This window comes from Nocardia abscessus NBRC 100374 (assembly GCF_000308455.1).
In the GTDB taxonomy this organism is placed as follows: domain Bacteria; phylum Actinomycetota; class Actinomycetes; order Mycobacteriales; family Mycobacteriaceae; genus Nocardia; species Nocardia abscessus.
In genome coordinates this window covers 20,098-37,422 of record NZ_BAFP01000274.1, presented here as the reverse complement: position 1 = coordinate 37,422, position 17,325 = coordinate 20,098, and the positions used below count along the sequence as shown (strand labels likewise).

Genomic DNA, 17,325 nt, shown 5'->3' with positions numbered 1-17,325 from the left:
GGGCAACATGATCTCTCAGACGGCATACTTACCCATGATGAACAGGCGTTTCTTGGTTGCCTATGTTTTGTGTGTCCTGCCGAGCACCGGTACCTGCGAGGCACGTTTGCCGAGACTTCTTGAGCTGGGAGTCTCCCGAGGCAACGGCGTCGCCGGTGCCTTGTCCTCAACAAGGTTCAGGATGCCCCTGTGCCGCCGCGACGGCCCCGCTGGTGTAGCAGGTCGCTCGGTCACGACTAGGCAGTGTCTCGAAGTCGGTGTCGTGGTCACAGCCATCGGTCGATGGTGGCGATCTGGATGACGGCGAGGTAGCGGGTGGCGAGTTTCTCGTAGCGGGTGGCGACGGCGCGGTGTTGTTTGAGTCGGTTGATGCCGCGTTCGATGGTGTTGCGGTGCCGGCAGATCTCATGGTCGAACGCCGGTGGTCGTCCGCCTGCGCGGCCGCGGTTGCGGCGGTGCCCCGGTTGATCTGCTGGGACCGGGATCATGGCGGGAATGCCACGCTCGCGCAGGTAGGCGCGGTTGGCGGCCGAGGAATACGCCATGTCCGCCAACACCCGGTCCGGACGCACGCGTGCCCGTCCACGACCCAGGCGCGGGACCCGCATGCTGTCGAGTACCGCGGCGAACCGGGGGCTGTCGCCGGCTCGACCGGCGGTGAGCAGCAGCGACAACGGGCGCAGGCTGTGTTCGCAGGCCAGATGAAGTTTGGTTCCCCATCCGCCCCGGAACCGCCCGAGCGCGTGATCGGCCGGTTCGCTGTGGTGGCCGCCTGGTGCTTCGGCCTGGCGGTCGCCGTCGCGGCGGGCTCCGGCGGCGTGAAAGTGGGCACGCATGATCGTGGAGTCCACGCTTACCAGCCAGCCAGCCGATCGGTTCGCCCGCGTCGGCGATCGCCTGGAGTTGCCGCAGCACATGTGCCCAGATCCCGGCGCGGGTCCAGCGGCCGAACAGTGCGTAGATCGCCTGCCAGGACCCGTACTGCGGTGGGATGCCACGCCACGGGCAGCCGACGCGGATCCGCCAGCGGATCCCGTCGAACAGACGGCGTCGAGTCCATCTCGAGGGGCGGCCGAGTCGTTTCGGGGTGGGTAGCAGCGGTACCAGCCGTGCCCATTGCGCATCGGACAGGTCCGCTCGTGCGGTCACCGCTGGGGTGGTCACGAGGTCCTACCTTCAGTTCCGGGTCGAGCAAGCCAGTCGTAAGGTCTTGCAGGCCCCTGGGGAACCGGGTGTGGCTTTCACGAGGTCGCCGAACATGGCTCCGGAGACTTGGCCGCACGGTTCCCCGTGACGACCCCGGCCGCCAATTGGGATGTGCGAGCAAATCGCTGTGTAGGACAACGCCCGGCCACCTGCGGTTCCACGTGCACTTCACCCCGACCGGCTCGTCGTGGCTCAACCAAGTCGAACGCTGGTTCGGGCTCCTCACCCAACAGCTCCTGCGTCGCAGCGTCCACAAATGTGTTGCCGCACTCGAGAAAGACGTCCGCGACTGGGTCGACCCGCCAGGCACGGGCACATCCAGCGGTCCGCGTGACTTCGACTGCCCCACGTGGCAGTTAAGCGGTAGCGATTCACTATCCAGCAGGCATGCAGGTGCTCTTCCGCACACGCGACGTTGTTACGATGTTGCGGAGTGTGCTTCGTGATGTGATTGACCTGCTGACAGCTGCCCACTGAGATCATTGTGTCGCTGCGCATACCCGTTGGATCCGCCGCTCTCGTGCTGCTTGCTCGGCCCGATGTTCCGTAGACCGTTGTCGTGATTCTGCCGCCGACCACCGGGTTGGAGAAGGACGCCGGCTCACAACGACGCAGGCTAGCCCACGATGCTTGCCGCCCCTTGTCGCATAGGAGCGGTATGTTGCTGCGACACACGTTGTCTCGGCCGTATGACGAGGGGTGGAGCCCATGAAGTGGGTAGATGGTCGAACTGCCGCGAGGAGAGCACGGCATCATCTGCTCGTTGCAGCGATTCACCCGCAACGAGACCCAACCTGCACAACTATGACCGCTACCTGCGATAATAGGGGATCTGGAGTCGTCCGCCGGATTAACCAGGGCTACACAATGGCGACTGGACGGTTTTATTCCCACAGAGGACCGCGTGCGCGAATGCCCGCGACATTAAACCTTCAAGCCGCTAATCTCACTCCTGGAGTCAAGATCATTTCTCTAGAGGGGGCGAGATGGCATCAATTGCACGCCTCGGTCTGCGGCGAAGGAGGCAGGGGTGAGCGCGAGAGTGTGGCAGCGTCATGGTCGATCGGGGGTGCTCGCATGAGTCCGCTTCCTCAGCCGAAAGGGAAGCAGTCCAAGGTTGTCCATCTTTCGTCGGATCGCCACCACGTCGTTCTAGGTACTGCTGGAACCGGAAAATCCACCATGGCGATGATGCGCGCCCTTCATCTCGCCCGGAACTCAACGATCAATAACGGCCCCGTTCTGGTTGTGACGTTCAACAACGCCTTAGTAACCTATTTGAGGTATCTGGGCCCTGAGGCAGCAGAAGCTTCGAGGGTTACGGTACAGACTTATTCCAAATTTGCCACCGGCTACCTTAATTCCATGGGACGGATGTCCAATGGAATAATTGCCCAACCGGGACATGTCGAAGCAGCCATAGGGCAAGCTCTAGAGAAGGTAGTTTCCGAAGGCAGTAGAAGCAATGTACTGGACAGGGAACTCGGCTGGTTCGTTGATGAGTTGCATTGGATCAGCGGTATGGGCATCCCTACTGAAGACAAATATCAGCGCATTCAGCGTGTGGGACGTCATACTCCGTTACCGCCCGGGCAGCCTCGGTCGGTCGTGTGGAGAGTGCGAAATCTCTATCTCGAGTTTCGATCAAATGCCGGATTCAAATATGATTGGTACGATTTGGGCTCCGCCGTCAAAGACGCCCTCCTGGTGGATGACCGCCCGCGACTGTACCGGCATGTGATTATTGATGAAGGACAAGATCTTTCTCCTGAGGAGATACGATCTTTGACTCTGGCGGTCCCCGAAGGAGGATCGGTAACTTTCTTTGGAGACTATCATCAGGCAATCTATGGGCAAGGGATGTCTTGGCGTAGCGCGGGAATACAGCTTGGAAATAGGCCTGTAGAAAAGTTTAAGGACAATTACCGGAATACAGCACAGATTGCACGTGTAGCCATTTCGCTCGCACAGTCACCGTATATGAAATCAAGTAATTCCGATCTCGTTGAGCCGGTTCAACCGACGGCGGCCGGACCTGCGCCGACACTAATCAGATGCCGAGATAAAGCCTCCGAGGGTGCCCTTATCAGGGAGCTTGCCCGCGAAGCTAGCAAGGATCAAAAGGTCGCGATACTCATACGGAATTGGTCAGACGATTGGGTTGTGGAAGGAATACCTCATACGCGACTCAAGAAGAACATGTCAGCCTGGAACGACAATCCCGGCCTGCATATTGGCGCTTACCACTCGGCCAAGGGGCTAGAGTTCGATACAATATATATGCCTTTCCTTTCGGATGACAACGTCCCCGATCATGAGGTAATGCAGAACTTCATCGAAGACGAAGCATGTGCAAGAGAGGCCCGACTTCTGTACGTCGCGGTAACTCGCGCACGTTCCTCCCTAGTGATGAGCTATAGCGGCAGGCTGACGCGGCTGCTGCCTGAGAACATTGGCCTCTGGGACGAGGCGCATATATGACGATTACGGTTGAAGAAGCGCTCAAAAGGGTCCCGGTAAGTCGGCTCATCCATTTCACGCCGGTCTCGAATCTGGAGGGAATCTTCCGCGATCAGGCGATCCGGAGCAGGAGCGACCTCGCCACGAACTCCGCCGATAGCTATGATGCGACAGATTATCGACGGTTCGACAATAACCACGGGCATGTATGCTGTAGTTTCGAATATCCGAACTCCTACTATCAGAACCAGGCAAGCCAAAAAACTGAATTCGTTAATTACCCCGACTGGGTAAGCCTTGTGCTAAATGTTGAGCTAATCAAGCGGCCCGGAACGATGTTTTCTCCTCGTAACGCCGCGAAGCAGAACGGAGCCTGGCTAGAGGAGGGTGGGCAAGCGATGCTCAACTGCTGGGCGAACCCGTCTCCGGGCGGCAGATACCCTCGGCGTCCGAAGCATAACCCCGCGGTACCCACCGACCTTCAGTCGGAGGTTCATATCCCTGGCGCAATATCGCTGTCCGAAGTATCAGCAATTATTGCTCGTAGCGCAGAGCACGCCCGGAGCTTATTTGGTTTCCTGCATAGTTTTGGATATCAACCTGCCCGCTTGGAATGGAGGTACGCACCCATGTTCTTTGAACCTGTGCGGCTCAGGGACGCGATATGGTCTGGCGAGTCGGTGCCCGAGTATGTGTGGTCACCCACAGCTGAGGACTTGGCATGACTGCTGCCGGAACTCAAAAGGTCGCGGGTATGCTGCTTGGCGGTGCTGTCGGTGACGCGTTAGGTTGGCCGCAAGAGAACCGTAGCCACATCGTTGGCGGTAACGCGTCTAGAGCAGTCAATCCGAGTCCTGAGTTCCGAAGTTGGTCCCGCTATGCCGGGACTCAGTTTGGGCGATATGTTGATCCCGTTGCCGCTGGTGAGTACAGCGATGATACTCAGCTACTTCTTGCCGTCGCTCACGCTTGTCTGCGAGGCCACGATTGGCTCAATTGGCTCACGCGAGTCGAGCTGCCCCAATGGATAGAATACCAACGTGGTGGCGGAGGCGCCGTTCTGAGGGCCTCAAGAGCCTGGGCAGAAGGAAGGGCTCCTTGGCAGGTTGTCACACAAAAAGACGAGCCTCAGGTATTGAAATATTATGAGGCTGGAGCCAACGGTGCAGCGATGAGGATCGCGCCACATGTAGTCGTTACAGCGCGATCAGGGCTAGAAGAACTCTATAAACGCGTGATACTCGACAGCCTCTCTACTCATGGGCATCCCCGTGCAGTTATTGGTGCGATCGTTCACGCCCTAGCGCTTCGGAAAGCACTTCTTCAACAAGGAACGTTAGAGTACGGGGCGTTGCTGGAATCAGTCTTGGAAGAAGAATCATGGCAGGACCCGATTATTCTCTTTGAGCACGTACCGACAGAGTGGGTCGATTCATATATTCGAGCAACTCACTCACTCGGATCACAAGATCCGGAAGTCGAATGGAAGCGGGTGGTCGAAGAGACACGAGCAAAGATCCGCATCGCGCTTAGGGGGTTGTCGCAAGGCGCGATCGCGAATGATCAGCAGATTCTTAGTGAGATAGGCTGCTTTGGTCCCGAAGGAGGGGCAGGTACGGTTGCCGCTGTAGCAGCCCTGTACGTCGCCGCACGAACTGCCACACGGCCGATGAGCGGACTCTTGCGAACTGCCTTCCTAGAAAACGCCGATACAGATACGATTGCTTCTATGACCACGTCGCTGCTCGGCGCCCTGCATGGCCCAGGATGGCTAAATGGTCTGGCGCATACAGTTCAGGATCGCGATCACATCATGTATATTGCGGAAATTCTTACCCAGAAGGATCTCCGCAATTTTCGCGTATCTAACTCGTCTTCGATTTCGATCTACAGTAAGCAGACAAAAGCCTGGGCAAAGAGGCTTTTCGATACGGTTTCGGCGTACGCTATACCCGACGGGCGCAGATTCGAAGTGGTTGGAGCACACAGACTTCGTACCAAAACCTCCAATTATGTAGCCCGAGTCATAATACGCACGGTAGACGGACAGACAATGTTCATAGATCGCGTATCTAAGACACAAACTAAGGCTTGGCAGGAGGCAGATCAGGCCGAGAATCTAGCTGTAGATGACAGTGGGAGAGAACTCGCTTCACAGCTCCAACTGAAGGAGGATGTCAGTCGACCGCCAAACGGCACGGTGGTTTCGATCGAGCTACCAGTTAATAGTTTGACCGAGGTGTTCGAGTTTTATAACGATATATTAGGACTCCCCTGCTATATCGAGGGAGACAGAATGCAGGTCGGCGAGTTCCTTCACTTTGTAGCACATGGGCGGACCAGTCGATCCCTCAGCCAGGAAGGTATCATCATTACACTAATGGTACCGGATCTCGAAAGATTGTCTGTTCGTGTCAGGAGTTCCCCTGGATTGCAGTCGAATCGGACACACGATAGGGATTCCCTGTGGGTGGTGGATCCCAACAACAATCGGGTTCGGCTAACGCAGATGAGGCCCAGCGGCTGAAGTATCTCGTCGAATCTTTCGCATGTGACAAGGAAGTGCGTTAGTTTGAGATTCCTCTGAAGTTGAATCAGTGTTGCGCTTGCTGATCGACACCTCAACGTGGCTGGACATCGCCAAACGACGGGACGGTCAACGGTTGATCGGGCCATTGTACGAGCTTAAGCGTCAAGGGAATTGGAATTACTCGTTCCGGAGGTGTTGATCGACGAGTTCGAGCGCGACCGGTCTCGAATCGAGACGTCGATGAAGTCCAGCATCGGACGGGGAACCGTTGCCGGTTGGGCACACCCGACTTCCGCCGCCTCGCTCGCCAACTGCCCCGAGGTGTCAAGAAGTGCAAGCGCATCACTGACGGCTGACACGACCCCACCCCCGACGTCCATCACCCAACCACGTCTTTATCGCCCAGGAACAGAACCTCGCCTGGGACGCCCGCCGGCGCCGAGAATTCAACGGGCGATCGAGCTTCAAGCCGCGGAATACCTCCGTTCCCAGACATTCTCGCTCACCCGACTGGCAACCTTGACCATGCAGCTCGGCGACCCGAAAGAAGCAGTCGCCCTTGGAATCCGTGCAGCCACACAGGCCAGCCAGCTCGATTCCCATCGCATCCACAACGAGCTGCAGCGATTGGCCGCTGCTTCGTCACGTCACCGGCGAATGACCGACGTCGTGGAACTGCGCGAGGTCATCACCAGCCGATGTGCGGTGAGAGCAGCGCTATGACTACCATGACGGAATCCAGCGAAGTACTGGCCAAGGCCGCCCGAAAAGCCGGGCTCGAGCTGCATCAGCCAGAGGCGATCCGCGAAGGATCCCACGCCATTTTCCGGGTCGGTGACATCGTCGCGCGGATCGGGAAGCCCAGCAGCCTGAACGATGCCGAGCGGGAGCTGCGGGTGTCGCGGTGGCTTAACGGTTCTGGTATCCCAACCGTGGAGGCGACATCGGAGCTACCTCAGCCGATCGTTGTCGACGACCGACCCGTCACCTGGTGGCGCCTCATCCCGGACCATCGGCCAGCCACGCCCGCCGAGCTCGGAGCCACACTACGAGCACTCCATTCGTTGACACCGCCGGCCATTCCCGCCTTGCCGAGATATGACCCGTTCAGTGGACTTCGCGAGCGGTTGGTGGCGGCGGGCACGGTGGACAACGATGACCGAACGTGGCTGCTGACGCGCCACGACGAGCTGCGCAAGCGATATGACAAGCTGCTGGATCCCCTACCGCTCACGGTGATTCACGGTGATGCCTGGCAAGGCAACCTGGTCGTGCCGCCATCGGGTATTCCGACGGTGCTGGATCTCGACAAGGTGTCGCTTGGCCGACCGGAATGGGATCTCATTCAACTCGCAGTCGACTACACCGACTTCACAAGAATCCCCGACGCCGACTACCTGTCCTTTGTTGACGCCTATGGTGGCTACGACGTCACGACCCGGCCAGACTTCCGCGTCTTCGCCGACATCCAGGAACTCAGATGGGTCGGTTTTGCTGTTAAACGTGCCTCTGCGAGCAAAACTGCTGCGAGGCAGGCAAATCATCGAATTGCATGCCTCCGGGGAGCAGTGCCGCGGCCGTGGCAATGGGAAGCGCTGTAACGGTGGCAGTGTCGACCAGAAGGCCCTCGTGCCCGCTTAGGCGGAGATCGCGAATTCCTCTCGCGCGTAGTCGACGTACACGGGGTCAAGCCAGGGGTAGTTACACCGTTCACAGCACACCCGTCCTCAGCCCTCCGGTAAAGAAAGGTGCCGATCCCGGAGCAGACCCCACGATAGATCTTGGCCTTTCAAGTTCTATAGCGGTCGGGTTGCGGCGTGATGTCGCAACTCTTGCCGACCGCGTACGAAACATCGGAGCCGACCACCCCGCCGCACTGGATACTCGCAACAAGCTCACCCGATGCGTGTTCATCTTGAGGTTGAAATATTCGAGAGTTGCATGTGGGCCGTCGTGGAGCGCGATCTACATGAGCTGGCTCGATCTGTTCGGGCGAAGCTCTGCGGTGAAGCACACAGGTCGGTCAGTAGGTGTTGGTCCAGCCGTCTCGGTTTCTGCGTTCGAAGTAGGCGTCGTCGGCGGCTTGGATCTCGTCTTCGGAGGGTGCTCGACGGCGATCGTCGGATGGAAGCTCGGTGTGCAGGCGCCGGAGCTGGTTGTGGATGCGGGGGTCGGTATTTTCCAGCAGGCGGTCGACTTTGGTTTTCGCGTCGGCGCGCGCCTTGCGGTGGCAGTCGAGCAAAGCTGTAGTGAGTTGATTGCTACTCCAGCGCATGGCGCCGGGGGCGATCTGCAAGTTGGTGATGTCGCCGTCGGCGTCGATCTCAACGAGGACACCGTGCACTTCGCCGCGGCCACGCACCCCCGAAACGGCACTGGCCAGTTGCTCACCACTGCGGCGAATCTCGGCGAGTTCCGCCTTCAGCTGGCGCTCCCAGTCCTGCATATCGGTCACCACGACTGAGTACCGCCCTCGACCGAAGACGAACCGATCAACCCAGACGCGGCCCGCAACACTGAAGCCGACGCGACGAACGAGACCTTATCCACTCCAGGCCGATGGAAGCCGAGTGCTTCCACAACGTCCCAGTGGATCGTTTGTCCATACAACCACTCAACCCCGTTACCGCCGGTGAATTCTCGCACTGTCCTGCTGACCATGAACAGAGTCGGTTCGACGCTCGCCAGGGAGAGTCTTTCGACGCGGTGATGGTTGATCATGTCATTCCTGGCGTTGGATAACGGTTCCGGCGGTGACGATGGACCGGAGGTCGGCATCCAACACGATCGTCGTCTTGCCTGGCCGACTGTGCAGCTCAATGGATTTGATGGTCGTGAGCGTCGCTTGGTCACCGTTGCGGATAGTCACCTGGTCGCCGATGTTGACCGGGTCGCCGGAGAGCACGCCGGTGACGAACATCCAGCCAGCACGGCTCGGGAGAACATCGACCCGCTCGACGACCATCCGTGAAACCTCGTTGGTCATCGGGTGTTCCTCCTCCAAGTATCGACGAACGCGTCTTCGGCCGCGTACGCCTCTTCCTCCAGGCCACGTGTCATCGAATTGATCTTGCCTTCCGCATATTGACGGACATGCACATTCTCATGCGCCAGCGTACGCACCAGTGTTTCCGGATCCTGAAAGGCCGCCGGTCCCAGCTGGACGCCCTGGGCGTCGGTCCTCGCTATCGCGCCTTGGAAGTCGAGGTAGGAAATAGTGTCGGCATCGTCGAGGATCTCGATCTTCGCGCCCCGAAGGTCGATACCGGCCAATCGGGCGTATTCCTCGATCGTGTCCATATTCCTGGGCAAACCGATATTGCCTTCCAGGACCTCACGATTGGTCAACGCCCCGCCACGCGAAAAAAGAGCGTTGGGGCCGCTGCGACCGAGGAACTTGGCCCGAGCCGCCTGAACCCATGAACGAACCTTGGCGACCAGCGGTTTCAATCGTTCGATGAGTGGTCTGACCACGTCGGTGACGATCTTGGCGACCTTCGTCGCGAGCTCGCCGATGATCGTGGCGATGCGCCGGGCTTTGGCGGTGACACGCACGACCAGGGCCGCGTTGCCCACCCACTCCGAGACCGTCGCCGTGACCGGCGCCAAAGCCGCGAAAATCACTTCCGCTGCAACGGTTTCGATCGCGATGTCCTTGAGTTCTTCGAGGATCCGTGAATGAGCATCATCGAGATAGTGGGCGTACTCCCCGCACGCGTCACCCAGTGCCTGACAGGAGTCGGCCAACGCGTTGAGATCGGCTTGGCGCGTAGTGCAAGTCTGTACCCCGATCTCGATCTCGGGAGACTGCTGGTTCCTCAGCAGATCGACTGCGTTCGGCACCGTGCCGGCCACGGTCCGGAAATCCGACGACGCCGTATGCCACGCCGCCTTGGCGGCGTTCAGCTGGTCTTGATGCCCGTTGGGCCAGGCCCACCCGACCAGATCCTTGATGACCGACCACCCGAACGGCTCCGGTATCCCATCCCCCGCCGCTGAAGCCGCGGTTTCGGGCAGACACGGATCCACCGACAACGACGGTGCCGGCGGCTCCGGCAGTGCTCGGAGATTGGCCGTCGCTTCGGCGACCTGATGGTTGTAGGCCCCGACAACGATCAGGTCCCTGGTCTGCCCACACGCCGTCGTCAGGCTCGACGAGGTCGACAACGCAAGTTGAGCGGCTTCGTCGTAGCCCGCTGCCCACTGCGTACCGACACTGTCGCTACCGGCCATCCCCGCATACGCCGACAGCACCGTGAACAATCCGGAGTGCGTCGTCATGCAATCGGCCGAGACCTGGCCGAAAACCTCACCAGCCGAGGTGTATTCCCCCGCCCGGCAAACAATGATCGGCACAGTCGGTGTCACTGAGGCCACATCTCGACATTGGTCTGCACCGCCGTGGTGTAGCTCGTGTGGGCTCGGCGAGCCACCTCACGCAGTTCCTCAAGGTTTTCTCGCATCTCCGCGGCACCGGCCATCCACCGATCGTGCGCATCGCGCTGGGCCTGTGCGGCCTGGCTCGACCACGACAAATGCAGTTCAGCGACTTTGCCATCGACATCCCGCAGCCACCGCTCGACATCGGCACCGAACGCAGCCATCGTCGCGATCGCTTCATCGAGCTGCGTGAGATTCACCCGATAGCTGTTATCACCCGTCACCAGCTACACCTGCTCGCCAGCACGGTTGACCGCGTCCCGAGTAGCGAAATCACGTACTTCGTACTCATCAGCCGCAACCAGAAGCTTCGTCGCCGACACCTCGAGGGCCGCGACGACCTCCTCGGCACCCTGCTTCCATTCCACCCATGACTCGTCGTAGGCAGACGCCGCACTCCCCTGCCAACCATCCATCAACAACTCCCGACCCACCGTCGCGTCCAGTTTCCCGACCCGATCCCTGATGACCTGGGCTTTCTCGGAAATGAACCGCGCCGTCTCACGCAGCTGCCCCACATCGACCCGCAACTCCGACATGCCGCCTCCCCTCACACGGCCTCGACCAGACCGCCCAAGCATCATAAGACAGCGTCCGACACCGCCCAGCTGCCAATCCGGCCAGCCGAACCCGATTCGAGGCGTCAACACCACTTGCCCGGCATCGGTTTCTCAGGGTCGATATACCCGCCTCGGACGGACGGCCGTCATGAGTTGCATTCGCGACACCCTGCAGTTGGTAGTAGGCCTCGATAACGAGCTGGGGCATCCGAAACCCCTTGTCATCCGCTAACGATGCGGGTGGCTCAATCGCCGAATCCTTATGCTAGGCATGCTTGCATGGGGGGTTCATTGTTAGAGGGAGTTCGCCTGATGAAAGCTGACGCGCTGGCGCCGCGAGCGTTGTTCGACGGTGCCGTGCACTACGAGATCCCGGTCTTCCAGCGGCCGTACGTTTGGTCTGAGGAAGACCAGTGGGCTCCCCTTTGGCAAGACGTCAGGCGGGTCGCTGAGCGGGTTGTAGACGCGAACGGCGACCAGGACACGTTGAAGGAGATCGGTGGACACTTCCTCGGCGCCATCGTCTTCAAGTCCAAACCCCCACTCTCCGGGGACGTCACACGGCACGCAGTCATCGATGGCCAGCAGCGCACGGCCACCCTGCAGCTGCTACTCGATGCCGCTCAGAAAGCCTTCACCGACCTTGGTTTCGCCGACGAGGGCGAGGCCCTCGAGGAGCTGACGGTCAATGCCGCCAAGCGGTTTCGAGGCAAGCCAGAGCAGTTCAAGCTCTGGCCGTCCCGCTCGGACCGTGAGGCGTTCGCCGCCGCCCTTACCCGGACCGACGGCGGGCAGTATCCCGACCACCGCATCACTGACGCGCACGAGTTTTTCAGCACCGAGATCCGCGCATGGATCTCGGGTGAATACGAGGAGAGCGACCCAGAACCGGTTGGGACTGAGAAGCAGCGCGTCGAAGCCCTCACCGACGTGCTGCAATCCCGCCTGCTCGTCGTGGCGATCAACTTGTCCGGGCATGACGACGACCAGCTGATCTTCGAAACGCTCAACGACCGCGGCACACCGCTGCTCAAGGCGGATCTGATCAAGAACTGGGTCTTCCAGCAGGGTGAGCGGCTGCATGCCGACATCGACAGCTGGCCAGACCGGTTCTGGGCCGACTTCGACGACGAGTGGTGGCGCGATGAAGTCCCCCAGGGGCGCCACCTGCGCTCACGTATCGATGCATTCCTGCAGTACTGGCTGACGATGCGCACGCGGGACGACATCCTGGTCGACGACACCTTCCGGGCATTCATCAAGTACGCCGACGATCACATGAAGACTGCCGAATCGGCCGAAGCACTGCTGAGCGAGTTGATCCGTGACGCAGAGACCTACCGCACGCTGGCCGAATGCCCGCCGGACACTGCAGCGGGACGGTTTTACCGGCGGGTGATCCAGGAATTCGAGCTCGCGGCCACGACACCGCTGCTGATGTGGATCGTTTCCGAGAACCACCGGGTCCCTGAAAACCAGGTCGAACTGGCACTGGGTGCGTTGGAAAGCTGGGTGGTGCGCCGGACCTTGCTGCGCTACACCACAAAAGACGTCAATCGGTTCATGGTCTCGGCCCTAGCGATCCTCGACGGCATCGCTCCGGACAAAATTGGCACCGCGCTGTTCGGCTACCTCAGTGTGCAGACCGCAGAGACACGACTGTGGCCGAGTGACGATGAGCTGCACAAATACCTGCCGACACTCCGCATCTACAGGACGATTCGACAAAGCCGACTTCGGGTCGTACTCGAAGCGATCGAGCAGCGGCTCCGATCCGAACGCAATGAATCCGTCAGCCTCAGCGGCCCGCTGCAAATCGAACATGTCATGCCTCAGAAATGGCAGCAGCACTGGGATCACCAGCCACCCCTGACCGGCGAGGCCGCCCGCGAGCGCGACCGCCTCATCAACTCACTCGGCAACCTCACCCTGGTCACACAGAAGCTCAACGGCTCCCTGTCCCATCGCCCCTGGACCGACAGCGAGGCGCAACTCATCGCTCCCACCGGGCGCGAGGCCGGCAAAGGCAAGCGCTCATTGTTGAGCAAGTTCAGCTTGCTTGTCCTCAACAAAGAGCTGATCGACGACCACCCCGACGCATGGACCGACGCCGACATCGCCAAGCGTTCGGCCGAACTGACCAGGCTGATCTGCCAGGAATGGCCCGGTCCACACCAGTTCGGGCCAGCCCACACCACTAAAGATGAGGTGTGAGGGTGGCTGCGGCAATCGACAAGGCACAATGGGTCAACCCGCAGGATCATTCAGCAGCGTCGCCCCGCGAGGTATGAGTGGCAACCAACAACGCCAAGCATGTGGTTGGAAACAGCAACGGTGACCGCATTTCCCTGTTCTACGACGGTCGCGTGAAGGTCCGCTCAACAACCCACCTTTGGACTGTTGGTGGCAGGGAGCGCCAGACCGCTCTGGGTGAGAGTGTCCAGATCGAGATCGGTGAACGCCTAGAGGCCCCTGGGCCAAAGCCGCAGCGTCCCGATATCGACATACCCACCGATCCCGCGCTCGGCCTCACGGTGGCCGCTACTGTCTGCGCCGACAACGGCACATTCGTCCTGCTGTTCCACGATGGCACCATCACCGTCGGAAACGATGGTCGGGATATTGGTGCACTGCTCAACGCGGGGCGATACGCGGACTCGAAACGGAAGCACAATGGGGTGGGTGGCTCGGTCATGGTGCTGTTCGAAGGAACCTACCGCCCGCAGCAGCACCGCCCCTCGGACCACCCGCTGCTTCACATCCCCGAAGACCGGCCACCGAGTCCGCTCAGGCTATACCCGGATGAGTTCGAGATCGAAACACCCGGATTCAGCTGACCGGATCGAGCTGCAAAGAGAATGTCTGTCGCACTCCGCCCGGAAGGATGTTGGGCTGCCCACTTCGGCAGCGCCGAACCGGGCTGGCAACCAGTGAGCAGCGAGAAGGGCAAAGACGAAGACACAATGGTAAGTATTCCGCTTTCACCATCGTTCGAGGTGAACTACAACGCCTATGCGTTCCCAACCGCAGTAAATCCGCATGGCCAGTTGAACTTTCGGACCGAAGAGTTGGCTCATGCACTGTTCGCTACAGGGCGTGCTCCTGGTGACCGCTACCGCTATGGCAGCGCGTCGACCTGGGAATGGCTGTACCGAACATCCCTCATCCCGGCGTACATTCGCCGCCGGCCCTATGGTGCCCTCACCCGTTCACGCCTGGCGCATGAGCTCGACCGATCCGAACTTGTCGGCCTCTCCTATGCTCTCGGCACGGCGATGACAGCCATATTCTGCCGCCGGGTGCTTGATGTCAGCCATCTGCTGCATATCGACCGCTACGCCTCGACATACGGCGTCGTCTTCGGGACCGGCCGTAAGCGCGCGGATCTGTTCGGCCGAGCTCCGTCGGGGTGGGTGGTAGCCGAGGCCAAGGGGCGTTCGCGCGCCATGGAGCGCACTCTTCCCGAGAAACTTCTGGATCAGAAGCGTTCCGTATTGTCGATCGAATCTGGCCCGCCGTGGCTCGCACTGGGATGTGTCGCATCCTTCCCCACCGGGCAGAACCTCGTGGTCGATGCTTTCGACCCCGACGAGCCGGCGGAAGACGCCATTCGACTCGACCACGTCACTCGGGACCGCTACCTGTACGCCTACTACCAGCCGTTCATCAATGCCCTCCAGGCTGGCGACCGCCTTGAGGACACGTCGGTTGAAGTTCCGTTCGAGACGGTCAACTTCGGGGGCTTCCGCGTGCAGCTCGGACTCCTGAGAGGAGTAGCTGACCTCGCCAGAGAGATTTCCGCAAATGATCCGGCCGGATTCGGTGAGCAGGTCTCGGACCTGCTCACTTCAGCTCGCGAACGCGAAACTCGAATGTTCTCTGATGGGTCCATCATCCAAACGGACTGGACGGAAGCCATACAGGCACAAGACTGGCTGATCGGGCCAGAGTAGGTGGTTGAGGCACCCCCGCTTCCTTGGAGGGCGGGACGGACCCGGCGTTCAATAGGTGTAAGGCGATGTTGATCCGCAACGATACGAGTGCGCATTGCTCCGACATGAGGAGCACCTGCATCGTCTAGGGAGGCAGACATACCGCGTGATCTGGTCGAGGTGGCGGTCGGCGAGCTTTGGGCGTATCGGAAGGGAGGAACCGACCCAGTCACTTGTGTGGAAGTGCTTCGGCTTGGCACTGGCAAGCCACCGCGTGTGCTGGTCAAGTTCACCGACGACGGATTCGAAGGACGATCGGAATGGGTGCCGCCCGGAAGTCGGGGAAGCCGCTTTCGAGCAGGTCGAGGGCATGGCCTTCGGTGCTGTTGCGAATGTACTCAGAGCCGTCACGCAACGTCGCCCAGCGCTGTTCGCGGGCTGACCACTCGTCGGCCTGGTCCCACGGCACCTTGAGTCGCTAGCTAACCAGGTCGGTCGGTGTCGGCCGGAAGACGATGTCAGGCTCCAGTCGGCGCGGCTGCGGCCGGTGACCGTGGCCGGGCCCGATGGACAGCGCCAGCGCGTGATGCAATGCGAGCAGCGCGAGGAATTCCAGGACACGGTGCGCCGGGTCCGTGCCGATGTGGAGCCGGTGCGCAAGGACGCCGACATCTTGGGTCGAGTGGACCACCGTCAACGGCGCCCGGTGGGTGGGCTCGACGCTGAGCGGGTTGCAGCGGATCATCGGCGGCCCGTTGCACGACTGTGTCGACTCGTTTGTCGAGGCCGCGCATCGACATGACGCGGCACGGGCAAAGCAACGGCACGCAGCCGCTCGAGGGTCGACACCGAAGAGCGAATGGCCGCGCCGAGATAGGCGCAATTCCGAGCGCCGTAGCTGCGCGACAAGATGAGGGTGGCGGATATCCCGCGTTCAGGAGCCGCCGAGTGAGCGATAGGCGAGCCGATCCGCATAAAACGATCCGAGCCACAGTTCACCACCGACCTGTACGGCGCTCGCAGTACCGGGGAAGTCCGGCGTTGTCGGCCCGCTCGCCAGTTCCGTGGCGACCATCGTCGTCGGGTCGATCGTGTCGACCTTGTAGCCGCGCGAGCACTGGAGCAGGCTTTCTTCCTTTATCGGCGTCCCGCCACAGGAAGGCTCACCGTCGATCATCCCCGCGGTGATCAGCCGATTGTCGGCAGTCCAGTGCACGTTGTCGGGCACGAATCCTGCAAGCTGCGCGAAGCGGAGCGGCGTGCCGGGATTGTTGCGCGCGAACTCGACAACGCGTCTTTCTCTCGGCGACACGACGTAGAACTTGCTGTCGTCCGGGGAAGTCTCGATGCCGTTGTTCCCCAGGAGCTCAGTGCCCGGGAGCGCCTGGAACGCGGCCGACCCAGGCACCCACATGTGCACAGCGCCGGTGGTCTCGCCAGCGAGCACATCGTCGAAAGTTTTGCCCGGCATGTAGGGCACCGTGGCCATGATGGTGCCGTCATGGAAAGCTGCGACGCTGTTTCCTTTCAGACCATCCGGCATGAGCACGCACCCTGTCCAGGTTGCGGACGGCGCGGGTCCGCGGGCGTCGAGATCGAAGACCTCGACCGACTCACGGCCGCCGTGGTTGATCGCATAGACGGTGTATCGGCCGCTTTCGGTTTGCCGGATGCTCAGACCGTGCAGGTCGGCTTCCGCGGGATCCAATGGGCTCGGGCAGCCCGCGTACTTCGCCTGGTCGGGTTCGATCTTCGAGGCGCCGGCCGCGTACAGATTGCTCACGGTCTTCCCGCGCGTGTCGACGAGGTGCAGACCACTGCCTGGCTTCATCCCGCTGGCGAGTATCCAGTCGCTATTCGGAACCAGGACAACGTCTTCCGGGTTCTCGACCCCGCAGATGAAGGTCAGCCCGTCTGACGGCGCACACGAGTCCGGCTCGGAGCTGGTCGGCGCCGACTCGGACGAGTTCGATCCGCAACCTACGACGGCGACCCCCAGCAGGGCGCCGATAAGAATGGTGAACAAGCGTTTCAATTGCCTAGCCCTTTCGTTATCCTGCGTCAGCAACCACCGGCAACCGGGACTGACCAGTGTGTTCGCCGACGACCACCATCTCGCCATCCTGCTGAGCTGGAGCGTCTACCAGCGCATCATCACCGCCTACAGCCATCCGACCGGTCGCGGCAAAACCATGGT

The 17,325-nt window shown here is 60.6% G+C and carries 18 protein-coding genes and 1 pseudogene; 8 read left to right on the top strand and 11 right to left on the bottom strand.

What is annotated here, in order from left to right; all coding sequences use genetic code 11:
* Window positions 1–266: 266 nt before the first annotated feature.
* Both ON19_RS36960 and ON19_RS45160 read right to left on the bottom strand, forming a co-directional pair.
* Window positions 267–851, bottom strand: coding sequence for an IS5 family transposase (locus ON19_RS36960; protein WP_372478697.1), 585 nt, complete (start codon window positions 849–851; stop codon window positions 267–269).
* 121 nt (window positions 852–972) lie between these two features.
* Window positions 973–1,149, bottom strand: a pseudogene (locus ON19_RS45160) (transposase); the annotation flags it as partial.
* Between the two features lie 1,134 nt (window positions 1,150–2,283).
* Here ON19_RS45160 and ON19_RS39850 point away from each other — a divergent pair.
* From ON19_RS39850 to ON19_RS36950, 5 genes are all read left to right on the top strand, one after another.
* Complete coding sequence (locus tag ON19_RS39850; protein WP_043704010.1) at window positions 2,284–3,687, top strand: 3'-5' exonuclease; 1,404 nt, start codon at window positions 2,284–2,286, stop codon at window positions 3,685–3,687.
* Window positions 3,684–4,391: a DarT ssDNA thymidine ADP-ribosyltransferase family protein gene (locus ON19_RS44935; protein ID WP_083899949.1), complete on the top strand. Its 708-nt coding sequence runs from the start codon at window positions 3,684–3,686 to the stop codon at window positions 4,389–4,391. The genes ON19_RS39850 and ON19_RS44935 overlap by 4 nt, the downstream gene beginning before the upstream one ends.
* On the top strand, window positions 4,388–6,193 hold the full coding sequence (locus tag ON19_RS41220) for an ADP-ribosylglycohydrolase family protein (protein WP_083899947.1): 1,806 nt from the start codon (window positions 4,388–4,390) through the stop codon (window positions 6,191–6,193). Before ON19_RS44935 ends, ON19_RS41220 begins: the two co-directional genes overlap by 4 nt.
* Before the next feature lie 522 nt (window positions 6,194–6,715).
* Entirely contained in the window at window positions 6,716–6,919 is a 204-nt protein-coding gene (locus ON19_RS42680) for a hypothetical protein (RefSeq protein WP_157230064.1), read from the top strand.
* Window positions 6,916–7,797, top strand: coding sequence for a phosphotransferase enzyme family protein (locus ON19_RS36950; protein ID WP_043704006.1), 882 nt, complete (start codon window positions 6,916–6,918; stop codon window positions 7,795–7,797). Before ON19_RS42680 ends, ON19_RS36950 begins: the two co-directional genes overlap by 4 nt.
* A gap of 422 nt (window positions 7,798–8,219) precedes the next feature.
* Here the strand turns inward: ON19_RS36950 and ON19_RS36945 are convergent, their stop codons facing one another.
* Genes ON19_RS36945 through ON19_RS36920 form a run of 6 tightly spaced genes read right to left on the bottom strand, consistent with a single transcriptional unit; the run spans window position 8,220 to window position 11,175 of the window.
* Window positions 8,220–8,642: a hypothetical protein gene (locus ON19_RS36945; RefSeq protein ID WP_227955045.1), complete on the bottom strand. Its 423-nt coding sequence runs from the start codon at window positions 8,640–8,642 to the stop codon at window positions 8,220–8,222.
* A gap of 5 nt (window positions 8,643–8,647) precedes the next feature.
* Window positions 8,648–8,917, bottom strand: coding sequence for a hypothetical protein (locus ON19_RS36940; protein ID WP_043704003.1), 270 nt, complete (start codon window positions 8,915–8,917; stop codon window positions 8,648–8,650).
* 1 nt (window position 8,918) lies between these two features.
* Complete coding sequence (locus ON19_RS36935; protein ID WP_043704002.1) at window positions 8,919–9,182, bottom strand: hypothetical protein; 264 nt, start codon at window positions 9,180–9,182, stop codon at window positions 8,919–8,921.
* Window positions 9,179–10,564, bottom strand: coding sequence for a WXG100-like domain-containing protein (locus ON19_RS36930; protein ID WP_043703998.1), 1,386 nt, complete (start codon window positions 10,562–10,564; stop codon window positions 9,179–9,181). The genes ON19_RS36935 and ON19_RS36930 overlap by 4 nt, the downstream gene beginning before the upstream one ends.
* Window positions 10,561–10,860 (bottom strand): WXG100 family type VII secretion target, encoded by a 300-nt coding sequence (locus tag ON19_RS36925; protein WP_043703997.1) that lies wholly within the window; start codon window positions 10,858–10,860, stop codon window positions 10,561–10,563. Before ON19_RS36925 ends, ON19_RS36930 begins: the two co-directional genes overlap by 4 nt.
* Before the next feature lie 3 nt (window positions 10,861–10,863).
* Window positions 10,864–11,175 carry a WXG100 family type VII secretion target gene (locus ON19_RS36920; RefSeq protein WP_043703994.1) on the bottom strand — a complete coding sequence of 104 codons (312 nt, stop codon included), beginning with the start codon at window positions 11,173–11,175 and terminating at the stop codon, window positions 10,864–10,866.
* A 333-nt stretch (window positions 11,176–11,508) separates the two neighbouring features.
* Between ON19_RS36920 and ON19_RS36915 the strand changes: the two genes are divergently transcribed.
* The 3 genes from ON19_RS36915 (at window position 11,509) to ON19_RS36905 (ending at window position 15,149) form a co-directional block, all read left to right on the top strand.
* A complete protein-coding gene (locus ON19_RS36915) occupies window positions 11,509–13,410 on the top strand; it encodes a DUF262 domain-containing protein (protein ID WP_043703991.1) in 1,902 nt (633 codons plus the stop codon).
* Window positions 13,411–13,487: 77 nt separating this feature from the next.
* Window positions 13,488–14,033 carry a hypothetical protein gene (locus ON19_RS42675; RefSeq protein ID WP_157230063.1) on the top strand — a complete coding sequence of 182 codons (546 nt, stop codon included), beginning with the start codon at window positions 13,488–13,490 and terminating at the stop codon, window positions 14,031–14,033.
* 159 nt (window positions 14,034–14,192) lie between these two features.
* Window positions 14,193–15,149: a hypothetical protein gene (locus tag ON19_RS36905; RefSeq protein WP_157230062.1), complete on the top strand. Its 957-nt coding sequence runs from the start codon at window positions 14,193–14,195 to the stop codon at window positions 15,147–15,149.
* A gap of 268 nt (window positions 15,150–15,417) precedes the next feature.
* On the opposite strand, the gene ON19_RS36900 is transcribed toward ON19_RS36905, so the two are convergent.
* The 3 genes from ON19_RS36900 to ON19_RS36890 all read right to left on the bottom strand — a co-directional run bounded on the left by ON19_RS36900 (window position 15,418) and on the right by ON19_RS36890 (window position 17,163).
* The gene (locus ON19_RS36900) at window positions 15,418–15,597 is read right to left on the bottom strand and encodes a hypothetical protein (RefSeq protein WP_043703977.1); all 180 of its coding nucleotides are present in this window, start codon (window positions 15,595–15,597) and stop codon (window positions 15,418–15,420) included.
* Window positions 15,598–15,606: 9 nt separating this feature from the next.
* Window positions 15,607–15,873, bottom strand: coding sequence for a hypothetical protein (locus ON19_RS36895; protein ID WP_043703973.1), 267 nt, complete (start codon window positions 15,871–15,873; stop codon window positions 15,607–15,609).
* A 189-nt stretch (window positions 15,874–16,062) separates the two neighbouring features.
* Window positions 16,063–17,163 carry an ABC transporter substrate-binding protein gene (locus ON19_RS36890; RefSeq protein ID WP_051169727.1) on the bottom strand — a complete coding sequence of 367 codons (1,101 nt, stop codon included), beginning with the start codon at window positions 17,161–17,163 and terminating at the stop codon, window positions 16,063–16,065.
* Between the last annotated feature and the right edge of the window lie 162 nt (window positions 17,164–17,325).

Excerpts from the sequence above, each read along its gene's own strand:
- ON19_RS36915 (WP_043703991.1), top strand. The coding sequence starts at position 11,509 with ATGAAAGCTGACGCGCTGGCGCCGCGAGCGTTGTTCGACGGTGCCGTG.
- ON19_RS36920 (WP_043703994.1), bottom strand. The coding sequence starts at position 11,175 with ATGTCGGAGTTGCGGGTCGATGTGGGGCAGCTGCGTGAGACGGCGCGG.
- ON19_RS36945 (WP_227955045.1), bottom strand. The coding sequence starts at position 8,642 with ATGCAGGACTGGGAGCGCCAGCTGAAGGCGGAACTCGCCGAGATTCGC.
- ON19_RS36895 (WP_043703973.1), bottom strand. The coding sequence starts at position 15,873 with ATGATCCGCTGCAACCCGCTCAGCGTCGAGCCCACCCACCGGGCGCCG.
- ON19_RS36940 (WP_043704003.1), bottom strand. The coding sequence starts at position 8,917 with ATGATCAACCATCACCGCGTCGAAAGACTCTCCCTGGCGAGCGTCGAA.
- ON19_RS44935 (WP_083899949.1), top strand. The coding sequence starts at position 3,684 with ATGACGATTACGGTTGAAGAAGCGCTCAAAAGGGTCCCGGTAAGTCGG.
- ON19_RS41220 (WP_083899947.1), top strand. The coding sequence starts at position 4,388 with ATGACTGCTGCCGGAACTCAAAAGGTCGCGGGTATGCTGCTTGGCGGT.
- ON19_RS36935 (WP_043704002.1), bottom strand. The coding sequence starts at position 9,182 with ATGACCAACGAGGTTTCACGGATGGTCGTCGAGCGGGTCGATGTTCTC.
- ON19_RS36950 (WP_043704006.1), top strand. The coding sequence starts at position 6,916 with ATGACTACCATGACGGAATCCAGCGAAGTACTGGCCAAGGCCGCCCGA.
- ON19_RS39850 (WP_043704010.1), top strand. The coding sequence starts at position 2,284 with ATGAGTCCGCTTCCTCAGCCGAAAGGGAAGCAGTCCAAGGTTGTCCAT.